The organism is Acinetobacter chinensis (assembly GCF_002165375.2).
Classification (GTDB): Bacteria; Pseudomonadota; Gammaproteobacteria; order Pseudomonadales; family Moraxellaceae; genus Acinetobacter; species Acinetobacter chinensis.
This window is the reverse complement of the sequence record NZ_CP032134.1, coordinates 1,325,033-1,343,838: the sequence shown is the minus strand read 5'-3', so window position 1 is coordinate 1,343,838 and position 18,806 is coordinate 1,325,033. Positions and strand designations below refer to the sequence as shown.

Here is an 18,806-nt window from a genome sequence, read left to right as displayed (position 1 = left end):
AAAGGAATCCAGGCATGGTTGAGTTGCCCTTTCAACAGCCTCAGACTTTAAACCCGCGTCAGAATCGGGCGCTGGCACTGGCAGGTGTATTTCAGGCCACTCAACTGACTCATATGACTGCACTGACAGGCAGACAAAGTATTGGTGAAAGTGGAAATTTTTATCTGGAACAGCTGATCAAAGCCAGCCTGAATATCCGTCCAGCAGGCAAATGCTCCTGCCAGACCCTGGATTTCTTTACCCAGTTAGCCGATATTTCCCTTGGATTAAAAACACTGGAAAGCAGCATTAACGAACCATTTACCGTATCACCAAAATCCAGACTGCCTAAACTTGCAAACACCAAACTGCCAATGTCATATGCCATGGCTTTGCTGCAGCTTGAAAAGAAAGTCTACAGCAATCCGGAATTTGTCAAAATCATTGAACAGTCTCAACAAAAAATTCTGAAGCAGCTGTCTTTTTTTGATAATAATTATTTACATCCAAGCATTATTGCCAATCTGGCTCAGACTTATGTCGAGACTGCTGGACAGATTAACCCTCGGATTATGGTTCGGGGGAATGCAGAAGCCTTTAAAGACAGCTCTCATACCAACCGGATTCGCGCATCTCTTTTCACTGGTCTGCAAATGGCGCATTTATGGCGTCAGCTGGGAGGAAGCTCCTGGGGCATGATTTTCAGTAAGCGCAAACTTCTTCAGGATATTCAGGATTTAGCTCGCCTGCAGTATCAGGTGGTCTGACCACCATGACACAAATTACTTTACGTTTAATTCCAATGTTTAAGGAATCGCTATGAACGCTTTAACCGCACTTTCGCCATTAGATGGACGCTACGCAAGCAAATGTGATGCGCTGCGCCCTTTCCTCTCTGAGTTTGGTCTGATCCATGCTCGTGTGACTGTTGAAGTACGCTGGTTACAGGCACTGGCTAACCATCCTGAAATTACAGAAGTTCCTGCATTTTCTGCTGCAACCAATGCTGCACTGGATGCAATTGTTGCAGACTTTTCTGAAGACAATGCAAACCGCATTAAAGAAATTGAACGCACAACCAACCACGATGTAAAAGCAGTTGAATACTTTTTAAAAGAACAGATTGCTGATATTGAAGAATTAAAAAATGCCGGTGAATTCATTCACTTTGCATGTACTTCTGAAGACATCAACAACTTATCTCATGCATTAATGCTGAAAAATGGTCGTGCTGTTCTGGTTGAGTCCATGCAACAGATCGTTGATGCGATTGCTGCACTGGCTGAAACTCATGCAGAACAACCAATGCTGTCCCGTACACACGGTCAGACTGCAAGCCCTACAACACTGGGTAAAGAAATGGCAAACGTGGCATATCGCCTTGCTCGCCAGATCAAACAGTTCAACCAGGTTGAATTACTCGGTAAAATCAACGGTGCTGTAGGTAACTACAATGCGCACTACTCTGCTTACCCAGAAATCAACTGGCCTGCGCACTCACAGGCATTTGTTGAATCTTTAGGTTTAACATTCAACCCGTATACCACTCAGATCGAGCCACACGATTATATCGCTGAAATGTTCGATGCTTTACGTCGTTTCAACACAGTACTGATCGACTTTAACCGTGACGTCTGGGGTTATATCTCTTTAGGTTTCTTCAAGCAACGTTTGAAAGATGGCGAAGTTGGTTCTTCAACTATGCCACATAAGGTAAACCCTATCGACTTTGAAAATTCTGAAGGTAACCTGGGTATCGCAAATGCTGTACTTGCACACTTAGGTGAAAAACTTCCAATTTCCCGCTGGCAGCGTGACCTTACTGACTCTACTGTTCTTCGTAACATGGGTGTTGGTCTGGCGCAAAGCTTAATCGCTTTTGAAGCTTGCTTAAAAGGTATTGGTAAACTTGAACTGAATGCTGCACGTATTCTTGAAGATCTTGATCATGCTCAGGAAGTTCTAGCTGAACCGATTCAAACTGTTATGCGTCGTTATAACGTTGAAAAACCATACGAAAAATTAAAAGCATTAACTCGTGGTCAAGCAATGACACGTGACATGATGGTTGATTTCGTCAATGGTAATGAGCTTGAAGCTGTACCTGCTACGGATCGCGCACGTTTAGCTGAAATGACACCTGCTACATATACAGGTAATGCTGCTGAACAAGCAAAACAAATTAAAGATTTGATTTCTAAAATCTAATCTAAATTTGCTTAAAGTAAAAAAACGAAGCTTAGGCTTCGTTTTTTATTGGCTTTTTAAATCCTCCCCTTGCGGAACATGTTCCTCACCTTTTCCAAAGGAGGGGGCTTTTCAATACTAAAAATTATTTTAGTTACAAGAAGTTCCCCTCTTTTTCAAAGATGAGAAGCTAGCTTCACAAGAGGGGAGATTTAGGAATCTATCCAATCATTTTGCTTAACTGATCAGCATCAAAGCTTAGGCTTCGTTTTTTTACATCTATAATTTTTATTCAGATATCGGACAATAACGCTTCCAATCCGCCTTCATTTTCTTAAGCTCCTCACCCGTCAAAATATCACTGAAATAAATATAATACGTCGTATCAGGATATTGAATCTCATGCCGATACAGCATTCCACGTAAGGACACATAAAGCTCTTCAGGAAAGTCATCTGTCAATTGATACAGTTCTTCAAAATCATAATTAAAATAACAATTTTGCTTCGCCTCAAATGCCTCAATCACCGCCATGCCTGATCTCTAAAATTTTAAAAATACAGTTTAGCGGATTTAATCTGTAAATATCCTGATTTATCAGTTAAAACACCTGATCCATTTACTGCTCAGCTCTGAAATGATCATCTGTCTGGAATTAAATCAAGCATCAGTCACAGTGTTTTGACTTCGCATTTTTTTGCATTTTGATTACAATATCTGTAATAAATTTAAGAAAAAAGACTTAATGATTTATCATTCTCTCACTCAAAAACACTGGCTGGTTCTTGCCGTACTCGCAATCGCGATTATTTTAGCCAGCATCAATCCCCTGGAATTTCAATCTTATCTGTTGCATCAAGTCGGCACAGTACTGATGCTCATTGCCCTGTTTTACTGCTTAAAAAAAATCGGACTGAGTTTTTCTTCATTTGCACTGTATACTGGTTTTTTACTCATTCACGTCATCGCAGCGCATTACCTGTATTCCTATGTGCCTTATAATGACTGGGCAATCAAATACTTCGGTTTTGATTTAAATCAAGCCATGGGCTGGACACGCAATATGTTCGACCGCTTTGTCCATTTCTTCTACGGGCTATTCCTTTACCCATTTTTCTATCGCCTGTTCCAGGTCTGGCTGCCCAGTTTAAAACCCAAAGTATTATTTTTATTAATTATTCAGTTTGTCATGGCAAGCAGTTTGTTTTATGAATGGATTGAATGGTGGATCGCCATTGGTTTATCCCCTGAAGAAGCTGAAAACTATAACGGTCAGCAAGGTGATATCTGGGATGCTCATAAAGATATGTTCCTGGCAACCATTGGTGCAATCATTACAGGCATTTATATGCTCATAAAAAAAGCACCTACAGAGTAAGTGCTTTTCTGTGTTTCCGCTTATATCAGAGGGATATTCTGATTCAGCAACTCATTCAGATCAATCCTGATACTGACCGTCACAGGCTCTGTCTGAGTCGGTGCTGACTGACCCTGACTGGCTGCCATTGCATTTTCCGGCAATACAGTCGATAAATCTATCGTACCTGCATCTGAACCAGAAGCAGTGTCTTTAAATAACTGCTGTATCTGGAGCGTCTCAGAATTAAGTGGGCTCTGATCTTCCGCGATGCTGAATGAGTCCATAACAGGAACGGGAGCATTAAGTAGTTTGGCAAGACTCTGATCATTTACAGTGTCGGCAGTCTGGTCAGAGGACACAGCTGAATCATGACTTTCAAGTGCAGCTGTTTTAACAGTAGATTCCACAGTAAATTTAAACGGATCACTTTCCTGACCATTCAAACCTGATTTATCTACCTGTCTGAATGTATAACTATAACTGCCAGGCGCCAATTCATCTGTCGTATACGTCCATTTACCATTTTCATCGACTTTTACAGAAGCAACAGGTTTTCCATCCTGATAAATGTATACCGTTGCACCCGCTTCACCCTTGCCTTCAAAAACTGGCGTACTGTCTTTGGTTTTTCCATCATTTCCAATATTTAATTTTGTTGAACCTGTATCATCATACGCCTTTACTTCTTCCACTTTACCAGGAGGAATTGTATCTTTGGTGCCTTTAATTTCAGTTGCTGAAGACTGATTTCCAGACTTATCTGAAGCATAGACTTTTGCCAGTGTATTATCCGTCAGAGCTTTGGATAAGGTAAGCGTATAAGTACCATCATCTTTAACTTCTGCATAACCCAGTAAAGTACCATCTGCACTGCTTCGCACCTCAATCTTGCTACCTGGCTCTGCCTTACCCGTTACAATTGTTCCTTCATCATTCAGCACAGCTACTGGCGCATCAGGGGCAATATTATCCTTACCTGCAATCACTTCCATTGATTTGGACTGATTACCTGCTGCATCCTCAACAACAACTGTACCTTTTGCTTTATCGGTCAGTGGCGGATTCAGTGTCACTGTAAAATTACCCTGGTTATCCGCTGTTGCCTCCCCAATGACTTTACCCGCTGCATCCATTACTTTTACTTTTGCTCCAGCCTCCACAATCCCTTTAATCAGATCACCTTTGTCACTGACGGTCACTTTTGGCTGATCGGGTGGTAAAGTATCCTTTCCAACTTCCACTTCAGCAGCCTCAGATCTGTTACCAGCGCCATCTTCTACGACCACCGTTCCTTTTTCACCGGCTTTCAGTGCAGGAGTTACCGTTACGGAAAACTTTCCATCACTCGCCACTGTGACAGGTCCACCAATCACAGTTTTACCATCTGGACCATAGACATATATTTTTGCCCCAACTTCAGCTTTACCTGTGACAATTGAACCACTGTCACTCGCCTGCGCCTGGGCTTTATCTGGACTGACAGTATCTTTAGTGCCTGTCACAACAGTTTGTTTTGACTCATTTCCTGCCTGGTCTTTAGCTGTAACAATAACCTTAGCGCCATCTGTAACAGCCTTATCCAGCTTAATTTCATATTTGCCGGTACTGTCTGCAACCGCCTGACCAAGAATATTTCCCTGCAGATCTTTTACATAGACTGTTGAACCCACCTCTGCTGTACCAGACATTACTTTTCCATCAGTATCCAGAGCAGCGACAGGAGCAGCAGGTGGTGTCAGATCTACATTTGTGTTGTCTTTATCTTTGTCATCATCTTTATCAAATGCAACAAGGTAAACCGCTTCTGCCCCCAGTACAGCCAGTCCTGTTTTTAATACCGACGACCACGCGATTCCACCGTCATCCACACCATCAGTGACAACAGCGGTCTGCTGAGTTTCAGTCAATCCTGTACTGTTTATCGAGCTGCCCAGCTGACTCAGATGATCTACAGGATTATATTTAATCAGCTTGCCTGCTTCATCAAACTCCGCAACCAAAAATTTCCCTGATTTATCAGGGAATGCCAGTGAGTGAGGACTTCCATTTTCAGTAAAGAAATTTTCCAGGACAATTTTTTCACCATTTTTCAGGGTAATCTGAAGACTGTTACCTGAACGAACCATTGAGGAAATATTTTCTTTTGCTATTCCAATCTGAATAATGGATGGCTGTTCCAGAACCACGCTTCCAGCCTGTGTATCCTGCAACAGACTCATTTTTTGCTTGGAAGCCACTACAATTCTTGTCATGTAATCCTCATTAAGAATATTTTTTATATGCTTTTTAAAATAAAAAGTGTTTGAATTAGAATTATTTTTAAATTACCAAAACATGAAGCTTCATACAATGAGCAAATTGTGTGATTTTTTTCACAATAACTTACAGAACTGCTTCTCATAAAAAAAACCAGCCGAAGCTGGTTTCTGATATTCACAATCAATTTAAAATTTTGGGTCTCGCACCTGTACCAGGTCAGCATTTTTCTGACTCAGTACATCCACTAGTTTATTCACCAGAGACGGCACAAGACTGTCTGCAATCTGAGCAGCCTGCAAGCCAAGTTTTTCGCCCAGTGACGGTTTACGGCGCGTTGTGATGACATATACATCATGCTGAGGCAATAAACCCAGCAGGTATTCATCTGAAGTCTGAATTTTGTCAATCAGATTCAGGCTCTGTGCATCCTGACCATACCAGTGTTCCCCTGTTGCAACACTTTCAATATTCAGCTTTGGTCGGTACTTTTCCACAAAATGTTTGAATAACCGATGTGTCTGCTGAAGTTCTTCTTCAAATTTAGCTTTGCCCTCAGGTGTGTTTTCACCGAACATGGTGACTGTCCGTTTAAACTGACCCGCTGTATACAGTTCAAAATCCACATGATGCTCTTTCAGCAGGCGGTTAAAATTTGGAACCTGAGCGACAACACCAATTGATCCGACCACAGCAAATGGCGCAGATACAATTTCACTGCCTATACACGCCATCATATATCCACCGCTGGCAGCAACTTTATCGATACAAATGGTCAGATGAAAGCCTGCATCACGCAGACGTACCAGCTGCGCAGCAGCAAGCCCATATCCATGAACCATACCACCTGGGCTTTCAAGACGCACCACTACACGGTCACGACCTGACTTTGCAGTTGCAAGAATTAAAGTAATTTCTTCACGTAACTGCTCTACAGCTGATGCTGCTGTATCACCCTTAAAATCAAGAACAAATATCTTCTGATTATTTTTTTTACGGCTTCTTGCTTCTTTTGCCAGCTGCTGTGCAAGCTGTAGCAGCTCCAGTCGGGATGCAGTCGTCTGAGCGATTTTCTTTCTTTGTTCGTTGATGCGTGCATTTAAATGGCTGATACGGATTTCAGCAGGCAGCTTAGGATTATGAAACAGCATAAAGGCATAAACTCATATAATTCATATTTATGCTGTATAAGATGTGGGTTATATTCCAGAAATTCAATGGAATATTTGCAAATAACACTCATTGCTTGATAAAAACAGCTAAATCTTTGATTAAATTACAAATCATGATTTGAATCATTTTCCTGCGGCTTTTCTTTTGATATGGTTTTTTGTGCCAGACCTGCTTTCAACGGCCTTTCTGCTTTAAGTTTCATTTTCAGAAAATGCACACTCATATCTTCAACAATGAAAATAGAAAGAAAAACATAAATCCGGCTGCAATACAAACATGCAATCATCACGGCATTAATCGGCCATCAGGTTAAAATCCAGTAACATGTTCCGTACCGAATAATGCAGTATATCTAAGTTTTTTAATGTCTTCGGACGAATGCTGGATTTTTGAATTTTCCATTCTGTTTTTTTAATATCGCCTCATAAGCACAATAAAAAAACAGAGCATTAAAGCTCTGTTTTTATTAATTTTTAAATTGATACTGAAATCAACCAAAACGACCTGTAATATATGCTTCTGTCAGCTGATGATCAGGTTGAGTAAAGACTTTTTCAGTCGAGTTCACTTCAATCAGATCACCCAGATGGAAGTAAGCTGTACGGTCAGAAACACGTGCCGCCTGTTGCATCGAGTGAGTTACAATCGCAATGGTGTACTGGTTGGACAGCTCAGAAATCAGTTCTTCCACTTTTGCTGTTGCAATAGGGTCAAGTGCTGAACAAGGCTCATCCATCAGAATCACTTCTGGCGAAACAGCAATGGTACGTGCAATACACAGACGCTGCTGCTGACCACCTGACAGACCTGTACCAGGCTGATTCAGACGGTCTTTCACTTCATCCCACAGACCTGCTTTACGCAGACTGTTTTCCACAATTTCTTCCATGTCATATTTATCACGCGCCAGTCCATGCAGTTTAGGACCATAAGCCACGTTATCAAAAATAGACTTTGGAAATGGATTCGGCTTCTGGAACACCATACCAACCTGTGCGCGTAGTAATACGACATCCAGGTTCGGGTCATAAATATCCTGGTTATCCAGCGTCACTTTACCCGTAACACGACATGATTCAATCGTATCGTTCATCCGGTTCAGTGTCCGCAGGAAAGTTGACTTACCGCAACCCGATGGTCCAATAAAAGCAATTACTTCATTTTCATAAATATTTAAATCAATGCCTTTGATCGCTTCAGATTCACCATAGTACACATGTACATCGGAAGTACTGATTTTAACATCTGCTGTCTGCTTTTGATTTTTTGCAGATGGCTGCGTATCAAACTGAGAAACAAAAGAAGTGCTGCGTTTCTGCTCAGTTTCAGGCGTTGTGGATTGTGTTTGTTGTTCTGAATTCACTGACTTATCCTGTTTCTGGGTGTTTGTAACTACTGTGTTCATATTGTGCCCTCTATTACCAGCGAACTTCAAATTTCTTACGTAACCAGATTGCAAGACTGTTCAGTCCCACCATCAAGGCAAGTAAAACGATAATGGCTGCAGCTGTACGCCCTTCGAAGAAGTTACGCAGCTCATTGCCCTGCCACAGATAAACCTGAACAGGTAATGCTGTAGACTGATCCAGAGGAGACATCGGAATATTCGCAACGAATGCACTCATACCAATCAGTAATAATGGCGCAGTTTCACCTAATGCATGTGCAATACCAATGATCGCACCTGTCATGATACCTGGCAGCGCCAAAGGTAATACATGGTGAAATACAGTCTGAATACGTGATGCGCCAATACCCAGTGCTGCCTGACGGATCGAAGGTGGTACCGCTTTCAAAGAAGCACGTGTGGTAATAATAACCGTTGGTAAAGTCATCAGACTGAGGACCAGACCACCGACCAGGGGTGCTGAAATCGGTAAATGCATCCATCCGATAAAAATAGCCGCACCAAGCAAACCAAAGACAATCGAAGGTACAGCAGCCAGGTTGTTGATGTTGACTTCAATAATGTCTGTAATAAAGTTCTTTGGTGCAAACTCTTCCAGATAGATCGCACTTGCCACACCCAAAGGAATGGAAATTACAATAACAATCAGCATCATAAACAGTGAACCCATGAATGCACCTGCCAGACCCGCCGTTGCTGGCGAACTGCGTGAATCAGGGTTGGTAAATAACTGAGTGTTGAATGTTCTTTCAAGCACACCTTTGGCTGCAAGATCATCTGAAAGCTGACGGACTTCAGGACTTAACTGCTGTTGATCATCAGGCAAGGTACGGTCAATATTACCTGAGAGCCAGACATCAATATTGGCATCCGCAAGAAGATTCAGCTCAACTTTTTTACCTACAAGAGCAGGATCTTTAAATACCATGTCACGGATACGATAAGCTTCTGAACTGGTGTAAAGACTGCTCAGTTCATCACGTTTACTTTCCAGTGATGGATCTTTAGCAATCAGACCATTTGCAATCAGTGCATCCCAGTCCACCATACCCATCTTCGTCTGCCACTCGACAAACCGTTCTTCAAAATGCGCTGGAGACTCACCGGTAGTCTGAACAGGTCGAGGTCCTGCATCAATGATTTTAGGATCAAAGAAGACCGGAACAGTCATACTTGCCTGCCAGAAAGCAGGCATACCTTTGTACATGATGCTGCCAAACAGTAAGGCTACAAATGCAAGACCAACAATCACTGAACTGAAACCAAAGAAACGGAATGCCTTTTCTGTGCGGTGTCTTTTCGCAAGTGAACTTGCGACTTTCTGTTTACGTTTTTCACGTAATTCTGCTGCAACCTGAGGATCAAATACATTTTGATCCGCTGGAGATGTATTTGATGTACTCATTCGTATTGCTCACGATATTTACGCACAATGTAGAGTGCAATAATGTTCAGACACAGCGTAATGACAAACAGTGTCAGACCCAGTGCAAAGGCAACCAGTGCCTGCGGACTTGCGAAATCAGTATCACCTGTTAACTGTTTGACAATGGTCACCGTCACTGTTGAAACTGCTTCAAGCGGGTTCGCATGCAGTAATGGACTGTTCCCTGCTGCCAGTACCACAATCATAGTTTCGCCTACTGCACGGGACACCGCCAGCAGGAATGCACCTGTAATACCAGGCAAAGCTGCCGGTAAAACCACACGGCGGATCGTTTCAGACTTGGTTGCGCCCAGACCCAACGAACCATCACGTAATGAACGAGGAACCTGAGTAATAATGTCATCAGACAATGAAGATACAAAAGGAATAATCATAATCCCCATTGCAAAACCTGCTGTTAAAGCACTGGTCGCATTGACTTCAAGACCGATGGCATCGCCAATAGACTTGAAAAATGGACCAATCACCATGATGGCGAAAACACCATAAACAATGGTTGGAATACCCGCAAGCACTTCAATGGTCGGTTTTGCCCATGAACGAAAGCGCGGTGAGGCATACTCAGCCAGATAGATCGCAATCATCAGACCCAATGGAACTGCAACAAGTAAGGCAATACCACTGACCATGAGTGTTCCCCACAGTAACGGTAACAGACCATAACTTCCTTCTGCATTTCCTGATGTACTGAAACCTGGATTCCACTCAGTACCAAAGAAAAAGCTCGCTGGACTGACAAACTGGAAAAAGCGGAGTGCTTCGCTGAACATTGACATCACAATGCCGACAGTTGTCAGGATCGCGACACTTGAACACAGGATCAATGCAACATTAATTGATTTTTCAACCTGATTACGGGCACGATATTGTTGAGATACTTTTTTTCTCGCCCAGATCAGACCCAGAATTGCAACACAGATAACGATTGCAAATTTAGCAAAAGAAGCAATCCTCTCGAATCCAGCAAGCTGTTCAGCTGCTGCGACTTCATAAGCAGTCGGTATATCTGTTACCCCAAAGCCTGATGCAATAGCCTGCACCCGGTCTACAAGTACATCTACGCCTGCTTCATCAAGACCACCTACAACACTGGCAGGTACATTCTGTAATATAAAGTGCTGTAAAACGCTCGGTTCAACAAGATTCCAGACAATCAAAATAAAAAATGCAGGAATACCACACCATAAAGCCACCAGCGAACCATAATAGCCCGGGCGGGAATGTAATATCGCTGAATTGTTTCCATCACCTGCCAAATTTCTGCTTTTACGCAGACCAATTTGATATGCGATTGCGATCAGTGCCAACAGGATGCCTACAAGAAGCAGATTCATGTTATCTCCATCGTTTTTTCTGCTTTATTCTTAGAAAAAACTTTACTGAACAAAAAGACTGATGGCAGTTTACCGCCATCAGTTTTTTAAATGACTGTCAGATTATTTACCAGCTTTAAATGTAGCCAGTACTTTTGCACGTTCTGTATCAGACAGAGAAATCAGACCTGCTTTATCCAGTTTTGAACCTTTACCAGATACTTTCTTGCTCAGGAAGTATTCAGTAAATTCTTTCAGACCCTTGATTGATTTAATGTGCTCACCTTTCACGTAGAAGTACAGTGGACGCGATACAGGATAAGAACCATTTAAAATCGTCTGTTCAGAAGGAACAACGTTATTTACTGTTGCAACACGTAACTTGTCACGGTTCTGATCATAGAAACCTAAACCAAATACACCTACCGCATTCGGTGAAGTTTTCAGACGTGCCAGTGTTTCTGTATAGTCGCCTGCAATTTCAATCACTTTTCCATCTTTACGGAAAGTTGAACATGCTTTTTTCTGAGCATCTTTATCTAACTTTTTATAATAATCGTAAGCTTCACAGCCTGCTTCAACCATTTTTTCCTGGAACACTTCACGAGTACCGTGGTTAGATGCAGGAATCACCAGAGTAATTGCTTCATTCGGCAGTGATTTGTCAATCTGATTCCAGCGGGTATAAGGGTTTGGAACCAGTTTACCATTTGATGGCAATTCAGCTGAAAGTGCTGCAAAAACGTGCTGTGGACGTAATTTATAAGCCGCTTTAGTCGAGTTGGAAGCGAAAACAATACCGTCATAACCGATTTTGATTTCCTGGACTTTATTTACACCAGCTTTTTTACACGCTGCAATTTCTGTATCTTTAATTTTACGTGAAGCATTTGCGATGTCGATCGTGTTATCACCCACGCCTGAACAGAACTGTTTCAGACCTGCTGAACTACCGCCTGAACCAACAACCGGTGCTTTAAACTGTGGGAAAGTATTACCAAACTCTTCAGCAACAATACTTGAAAAAGGCAGTACAGTTGAAGAACCAGCAATCTGGATAGTATCACGAGCTGCATTAGCTGTAGTCGCTACAGCTGCCCCTGAAACCGCTAAAGCAAGTGCAATATGATTAAAGCGCATTCTTTTCTCTCTTAAATAAAGCCGTTATTTTGAAGCACGCCACTTTTGTTTGTTGTGTTGTACTTTTCGGATAACTGCATTTTGATTTTAAAATATGACAAAGAAGTTACAGCTTTATGACGCTTTAATGATAATTAATGTCTGGTATTTGATTTATTTAAATTTCTTTAAAATTCAATATGTAAAATACTGTGAAAAAACATCTTCAAACTTAGGCAGGAAGATTTTAAATGTAATATTTCATTTAAATGTCATAATTACTGAACATCGGTATTACCTTGCCCTCAGTAAAACACATTATTTCAGGCTGACTGTCACAATAATCACAGATCAAAAAAGAGGTCACCAGGACCTCTTTTTATGTTTGATGCTGTCTGTTCAACCAAACGGTTGATCAGTCAATCGCAGGCGTATACGTACCATCCGCGATTGCATCTTTGATACGGTCAGCTTCAGCAAGCACGAGTGCAAGCAAATTCTGTACGTTTTCCAAAGTTGCAACAGGGCTTAAAGTGGTCATTTTCAATGACTGAACATTGCCGACTTTAGTCACGCCGATATTCGCTTCACCACGGGCAAACAGTTCATCTGCCACATTCTGGTTCAGGGTATCAAGCAATTCCACAGGATAGCCTTGCGGAATCACACGGAACAATACTGATGCAAACTGTGGATCAACCAGCATTTCAAGACCATCTGTTGCATTGATATAATCTGCAACTTCACGTGTCAGTTTCACACCGTGATCGATCATTGAACCGTAAAGCTCTTCACCTAAGTTCTCAATCGTCATCCACAGTTTCAACGCATCAAAACGACGTGTTGTTTGTAGAGATTTAGATACCAGGTTCGGTACACCATGCTCTTCATCATAAGCTGAGTTTAAATACTCTGCTTCATAATGCATGAAACGATAGTTCGCTTCATCTTTGAGCAGGAATGCACCACAGGAAATGCTCTGGAAATAATGCTTATGGAAATCCAGTGTGATCGAATCTGACAATTCAATACCATCCAGCATTGAACGGTAATCATTCGACAGAATCAATGCCCCACCCCATGCCGCGTCGATATGCATCCACGCGCCAAATTTAGTGGTAATTTCACGGATTTTTTTCAATGGATCAATTGCACCTGCATCAGTTGTACCCGCAGTTGCAACCACACATGCCACGATTTTGCCTTCAGCTTGAAGGTGTGCCATGGTTTTTTCCAGTGCATCAACGTCCATCTGTGCATTTTCATTCACAGGAACCGTCACAACAGACTGGAAGCCCATACCCATCATTGCCATGTTCTTTTGCACCGAGAAATGTGCATTTTCAGAACAGATGACTTTGACATTACGCATTGCTTCATTTGGCACGCCATCACGCTGTACAGACCACGGATTACCGTTTTCGTCTTTCCAGTTTTTCGCAATACACCAGTCACGTGCAAGCAGTACACCCATCAGGTTCGACTGTGTACCACCTGAAGTGAACACGCCTGCCTGACCTGCACCATAACCGACTTTCTGGCGAAGCCAGTCAATCAGTTGCACTTCCATCAAAGAACCCGCTGGGCTTTGATCCCATGAATCCATTGATTGGTTAGTAGCATTAATCAACACTTCAGCGATCTGGCTTGTCACCATGGTTGGGCAGTGCAAATGTGCTAAAGAATGCGGATGATGTACTTTTAAACTTTTATTGAGGAAAAGTTCCACCATACGCTCAAGCGACTGATGTAAACCTAAACCTTCTTTCGATGGGTTAAAAGAAATCGCCTGGCGAAGTTCTTTAATACTGCCACCTGTATACATTTTATCGTTCTGCAACCATGCTGCGACCGCTTTGGTCGCCTCACCCATTGCTGACTCATAGTCAGCAATTGACTCAGCATCATTGCAGAGTAACGCTTTACGGTGTTCTGCAAAATCTACCATATTTTATGCGCCTCGAACCGCAACAAGAGCTTCAGCAAGTGCTTTCTTAAAGCGTGCAACTGCTTCCACACATTCGTCCTGAGTAATAATCAGTGGACAAAGCAGACGGATTACCGTACCACCACGACCACCTTTTTCAAGCAATAATTTATTGTTGAAACATGCTGTCTGAATCGCAGCTGCAAGCTGAGAATCGGCAGGTAATGAACCCATATGATCTGCTGGCTGACGCTCATCAACAATTTCAACACCAATCATTAAGCCACGACCACGCACATTACCAATACATGGGAATTCAGCAGCTAATTTTTTCAGTTCAGCCTGTAAAAATTCACCACGGTCATGTGCATTTTGCGCAAGATTCTGTTCTTTAATGGTTCTGATCGTTGCAAGACCTGTGCCCATTGCAAGCTGGTTACCACGGAAAGTACCCGTGTGACCTGCTGGCTGCCATGCATCAAACTTACGCTTAATTGCAAGTACGGCCAGTGGCAGGCTACCACCCACCGCTTTAGACATTACGACTACATCTGGCTCAATACCGGCATGCTCAAAAGCAAACATTTTGCCTGAACGGGCAAAACCAGCCTGAACTTCATCCAGAATCAGCACAATGTTATGACGCTCAGTCACTTCGCGGATTTTTTGCAGCCATTTTGCAGGAGCTGTAACAACACCGCCTTCACCCTGAATCGCTTCAAGAATCACGGCAGCAGGTTTTGTAACACCACTTTCTACGTCTTCGATGAAGTTTTCAAAGAAATAAGTCAGTGCATTTACACCAGCTTCACCACCAAGACCTAATGGGCAACGGTATTCATGCGGATATGGCATGAACTGTACGCCTGGCATCAAGCCATTGACTGCATTTTTCGCAGACAGGTTACCTGTCATTGCAAGCGAACCATGAGTCATACCGTGATAGCCACCAGAAAAACTGATAACTGTACTGCGACCCGTATATGTTTTCGCCAGTTTAATTGCTGCTTCTGTACCATCTGCACCAGATGGACCACAGAACTGTAGACAGTACTCTTCTTTGCCACCAGGCAATTGCTCGAGTAATGCTTCAGTAAAAGCATCTTTTAAAGGAGTTGTTAAATCCAGAGTATGTAAAGGTAAACCACTTGCTAAAGTGTCCTGGATACTTTGAATCACCGCAGGATGATTATGGCCTAATGCCAGTGTTCCTGCCCCAGCCAGACAATCAAGGTACTCAGTACCTTCTACATCAGTAACCCAACACCCTGAAGCTTTGGCTATCGCTAACGGCAATTTGCGTGGATAGCTACGAACATTTGACTCCATCTGACTTTGGCGAGTCAGGTAGTATTCGTTAGTAGAATTAGGGGCAGGATTTACAGAAGAAACGCTCATATCGAATTACCATCTCTGATATGGGTTGAAAGAAATAAGTCGGGTGACTTGCGGTCCTTTGACTCGGTGCTTTATAGAGTTTCTGGTCAGAAAATCGCTTTATTTATTCATAACCAGGAGCGCGATAATACAGTTTTTTTTAAGAAAATAAATATCTTTTATGTACTTATCGACAATCTGTTGATTGAAAAAAACATTCATCTGACCACAAACCTGAATTATTATCATACTATGTGACAAAGAGAAGAAAATCATGAATTTTTCGCTTTGTTCATATTTTACTGAAATTTTACTTCAGCCGGACTTAACCGATTCCAATATCACAAATAAGAATTTAATATTTAATTGTATTTTGGGAGGTTATAGATTACGTCTTTTGTACAGATATTACAAATGCACCACAATTTATCCCTCAGAAATCCCAGTCCCGCATTTAGTATCAATTTATGTCAATCAAATGCTCAATCTCTTCATTAAAGGAAATCTCATGCGTTATTTCACTCTACCTTCCATTATATTAGGAACAGCGATCAGCACCATGACCTTTGCAGCAGAAACCGAAACCTTGAATTACAATCTTGTCAACGTTCAGGCGGAAGCCACCCGCCAGGTATCCAATGATGAAATGCATGCTGTTTTATATATAGAAAAGAGCAATAAACAGCCGGCTGAACTTGCAGCGCAGATCACTCAACTGATGAATCAGGCGATTGCAACCGCAAAAAAATATCCTGATGTGAAAATTGAAACGGGTTCACAGACCACCTACCCTGTCTACGATAATGATAGCCGTAAACTTAAAGAATGGCGTGGCCGTGCTGAAATCAATATTGAAAGTACCAACTTTAAATCGGCAAGCCAGTTGGTCAGCGAACTGCAACAGAATTTCCAGACACAATCCATCAATTTCAGTGTGTCCGATGCACAGCGCAAAAAAGTGGAAAATGAGCTGATGATTGAGGCTTCAAAAAACTTTCAGCAACGCGCACAGATGCTGACTCAGGCATGGAGTAAAACAGGCTACAACCTGGTCAATCTGAACCTGAATACAAGCAGCAACTATCCGCAGCCTGTTATGATGCGGGCAAGCATGGCTAAATTTGCAGCTGAAGACTCTGCTGCACAGAATGTCGCTTCAGGCGAATCCAAAATCACTGTAAATGCAAACGGTACAATCCAGTTCAAATAATATTTGCACATGCAACACGTAAAATTTTCGTAAAAAGACTGTTTCCGGACAGTCTTTTGCATTTACTCCATCCCATTTTATTTCTACAGTAAGCTTCCTTCATTTACTTCCTGTCTTCAAAATGATGACGCTTTCTGAACTGAATCTATATCTTTTTAAAATAATAAATGCCTCACCACAGGCTTCAGATTTTATGATTAACCTTGCCATTTTCATCGCAAATGATCTGCTCTATATCATGATTGCAGTATTTGCCTGGTTCTGGCTCAGAGGTGGTTATACTGTCAAAAAATATATTCTGAAGGCTTTCATTTTTACTGTGATGGCTGTACTGATCAGCCAGTGTATTTCACAGTTTTTTTATCATCCAAGACCTTTTGTTATGGATGTTGGTCGAACTCTGATATATCACGTTCCCAATGGTTCATTTCCCAGCGACCACATGTTGATATTCAGCAGTATCGCATTTTCTTATTTCTTTTCCATTCAGCGCAGAACAGGCATTTTCCTGATCGGACTTGCCTGGCTGGTTGCCTGGTCACGTGTCTACTTAGGTGTACACTTCCCGCTGGACATGCTTGGAGGCTTCCTTCTGGCATTCTCATTGAACCTTCTGGGTCTCTCAGTATGGAACCGTTATAAAAACAGTCTTCTGCATTACGTACTGTATATGTACGAATACCTGTTCAGAAAACTGATTGAAAAAGGTTTTGTCAGATAAAAAATGCCCACATCATGGTGGGCATTTTTTATAAATCAGGCTTTACAGATTTTGTGGTTCAGTAAATTACAATATATAAAAAACTTAAGCAGTTGCTTTAATCCAATTATTTTAATTGATATAAGTGTCAGCTTCCTGTTTAAGCTCTCTATATATTTCTACCACATCCTGTTATAGGCATGATCATTTCCACTGCGCCCAAAATTAAATGCCCTTACTGACATATCATTAAAAAAGTAAAAAAAGCTTGATATCCCGTCATCATTTTATGTGCGTATTTATTCTATTTCCCGACTATCGCAGAACTCACAATTCTTGTAAATGACAGGGAAATCACTCAACGCTATATTTTCTTATCAAAGATGAAGTATTTTATTACACACGTTACCCAAAGGTTTCTCCCTCATAAAAATCATATCTTTTTTCAACAATTTAACTTAAATTAAATAACTTTGATTTTTAAATTACTCACATTTTATTTACCTTCAATGGGGCGCTAATATGTCATGGATACAAAATCTTTTAAGCGAACTATCCATAAACTCGGCTTCAAATTTCTGGACTATTTTCATTCTATTGGGCGGTGCGGCATATGCCGGTAAATTCTTCTTTAAAAACCATAATCCCACCTTTAGTGATGACCAGGCAAAAATCGTACTTGGCGCAATATTGTCCCTGTTGGGTTTACTTATAGGCTTTGTACTCTCGATCTCTATTAATGGATACAACGACAGGCAAAAAACAGAAGAAAATGAAATGCTCGTTATCGGCTCAGCACTGCAGCGTACTCAACTTTTAAATTCACCTCAGAAAGATCAAGCTGAAAAACTTTTGCATGAATATTTAGATGCCAGAATTGAATTTTTTAATGCTGATAACCTTCTTGAAAATAAAAAGTGGCGAACAACCTCTACAGAAAAGCAAAAACAACTTTGGGAAATCGCTGTTACTGAGGCAAGAGAAGCACCTAATCCTGTCATTAACTCTGTTCTAAGCTCATACAGTGATTTATACCTTGCTCAGGAAAAAACAAGCGTCAGCTGGCGTGATCAGATTCCTAAGATCGTATGGGCTTTACTTATCTTCTTTGCAGTCGTATCCAATATTTTGATTGGCTACAATGCCCGACAGGAGCAGAAAATGAATCTGATGATCCTGGTTTTACCATTTTTAATTACTCTATCCTTATTTATCATTTCAGAAATTGATGTACCAGGAAAAGGGGTTATCCACGTAACCCCTGATGATCTTTTATCATTAAAAGAAACATTGGTTCCTGTTGCGAAAAAATAATATTTTTATTCCGAGAACAACCTTACAGATAATTTT

General features: G+C 41.6%; 15 protein-coding genes. 6 read left to right on the top strand and 9 right to left on the bottom strand.

The annotated features are described in order from the left end of the window. The first annotated feature begins 14 nt into the window (after positions 1–14). Positions 15–746: a high frequency lysogenization protein HflD gene (gene hflD / locus CDG60_RS07150; protein ID WP_087511395.1), complete on the top strand. Its 732-nt coding sequence runs from the start codon at positions 15–17 to the stop codon at positions 744–746. A 52-nt stretch (positions 747–798) separates the two neighbouring features. After that, the gene (gene purB / locus CDG60_RS07145; protein WP_087511394.1) at positions 799–2,187 is read left to right on the top strand and encodes an adenylosuccinate lyase; all 1,389 of its coding nucleotides are present in this window, start codon (positions 799–801) and stop codon (positions 2,185–2,187) included. Between the two features lie 267 nt (positions 2,188–2,454). Here the strand turns inward: purB and CDG60_RS07140 are convergent, their stop codons facing one another. Beyond that, positions 2,455–2,700 carry a hypothetical protein gene (locus CDG60_RS07140; protein ID WP_087511393.1) on the bottom strand — a complete coding sequence of 82 codons (246 nt, stop codon included), beginning with the start codon at positions 2,698–2,700 and terminating at the stop codon, positions 2,455–2,457. Between the two features lie 211 nt (positions 2,701–2,911). Here CDG60_RS07140 and CDG60_RS07135 point away from each other — a divergent pair, with 211 nt between their 5' ends. After that, on the top strand, positions 2,912–3,544 hold the full coding sequence (locus CDG60_RS07135) for a DUF2238 domain-containing protein (protein ID WP_087511392.1): 633 nt from the start codon (positions 2,912–2,914) through the stop codon (positions 3,542–3,544). A 20-nt stretch (positions 3,545–3,564) separates the two neighbouring features. Here the strand turns inward: CDG60_RS07135 and CDG60_RS07130 are convergent, their stop codons facing one another. The 8 genes from CDG60_RS07130 to CDG60_RS07085 all read right to left on the bottom strand — a co-directional run bounded on the left by CDG60_RS07130 (position 3,565) and on the right by CDG60_RS07085 (position 15,567). Then, positions 3,565–5,778, bottom strand: coding sequence for an Ig-like domain-containing protein (locus tag CDG60_RS07130; protein ID WP_087511391.1), 2,214 nt, complete (start codon positions 5,776–5,778; stop codon positions 3,565–3,567). Between the two features lie 192 nt (positions 5,779–5,970). Continuing rightward, positions 5,971–6,933: a protease SohB gene (gene sohB, locus CDG60_RS07125; protein WP_087511389.1), complete on the bottom strand. Its 963-nt coding sequence runs from the start codon at positions 6,931–6,933 to the stop codon at positions 5,971–5,973. A 512-nt stretch (positions 6,934–7,445) separates the two neighbouring features. After that, positions 7,446–8,360 carry a phosphate ABC transporter ATP-binding protein PstB gene (gene pstB / locus CDG60_RS07115; RefSeq protein ID WP_087511384.1) on the bottom strand — a complete coding sequence of 305 codons (915 nt, stop codon included), beginning with the start codon at positions 8,358–8,360 and terminating at the stop codon, positions 7,446–7,448. A gap of 13 nt (positions 8,361–8,373) precedes the next feature. Further along, complete coding sequence (gene pstA / locus CDG60_RS07110) at positions 8,374–9,768, bottom strand: phosphate ABC transporter permease PstA (protein WP_087511382.1); 1,395 nt, start codon at positions 9,766–9,768, stop codon at positions 8,374–8,376. After that, complete coding sequence (gene pstC, locus CDG60_RS07105) at positions 9,765–11,144, bottom strand: phosphate ABC transporter permease subunit PstC (protein WP_087511380.1); 1,380 nt, start codon at positions 11,142–11,144, stop codon at positions 9,765–9,767. The genes pstA and pstC overlap by 4 nt, the downstream gene beginning before the upstream one ends. Positions 11,145–11,246: 102 nt before the next feature. Beyond that, positions 11,247–12,263 (bottom strand): substrate-binding domain-containing protein, encoded by a 1,017-nt coding sequence (locus CDG60_RS07100; RefSeq protein WP_087511379.1) that lies wholly within the window; start codon positions 12,261–12,263, stop codon positions 11,247–11,249. A 394-nt stretch (positions 12,264–12,657) separates the two neighbouring features. Continuing rightward, positions 12,658–14,190 carry a pyridoxal phosphate-dependent decarboxylase family protein gene (locus CDG60_RS07090; protein WP_087511375.1) on the bottom strand — a complete coding sequence of 511 codons (1,533 nt, stop codon included), beginning with the start codon at positions 14,188–14,190 and terminating at the stop codon, positions 12,658–12,660. A 3-nt stretch (positions 14,191–14,193) separates the two neighbouring features. Next, positions 14,194–15,567, bottom strand: coding sequence for a diaminobutyrate--2-oxoglutarate transaminase (locus CDG60_RS07085; RefSeq protein WP_087511373.1), 1,374 nt, complete (start codon positions 15,565–15,567; stop codon positions 14,194–14,196). A 538-nt stretch (positions 15,568–16,105) separates the two neighbouring features. On the opposite strand from CDG60_RS07085, the gene CDG60_RS07080 reads away from it, so the two are divergent. The 3 genes from CDG60_RS07080 (at position 16,106) to CDG60_RS07070 (ending at position 18,770) form a co-directional block, all read left to right on the top strand. Further along, positions 16,106–16,756 carry an SIMPL domain-containing protein gene (locus CDG60_RS07080; RefSeq protein WP_406565307.1) on the top strand — a complete coding sequence of 217 codons (651 nt, stop codon included), beginning with the start codon at positions 16,106–16,108 and terminating at the stop codon, positions 16,754–16,756. Between the two features lie 124 nt (positions 16,757–16,880). Beyond that, positions 16,881–17,477, top strand: coding sequence for a phosphatase PAP2 family protein (locus tag CDG60_RS07075; protein WP_087511706.1), 597 nt, complete (start codon positions 16,881–16,883; stop codon positions 17,475–17,477). Positions 17,478–17,978: 501 nt separating this feature from the next. Then, entirely contained in the window at positions 17,979–18,770 is a 792-nt protein-coding gene (locus tag CDG60_RS07070; protein ID WP_087511369.1) for a bestrophin-like domain, read from the top strand. Positions 18,771–18,806 lie beyond the last annotated feature (36 nt).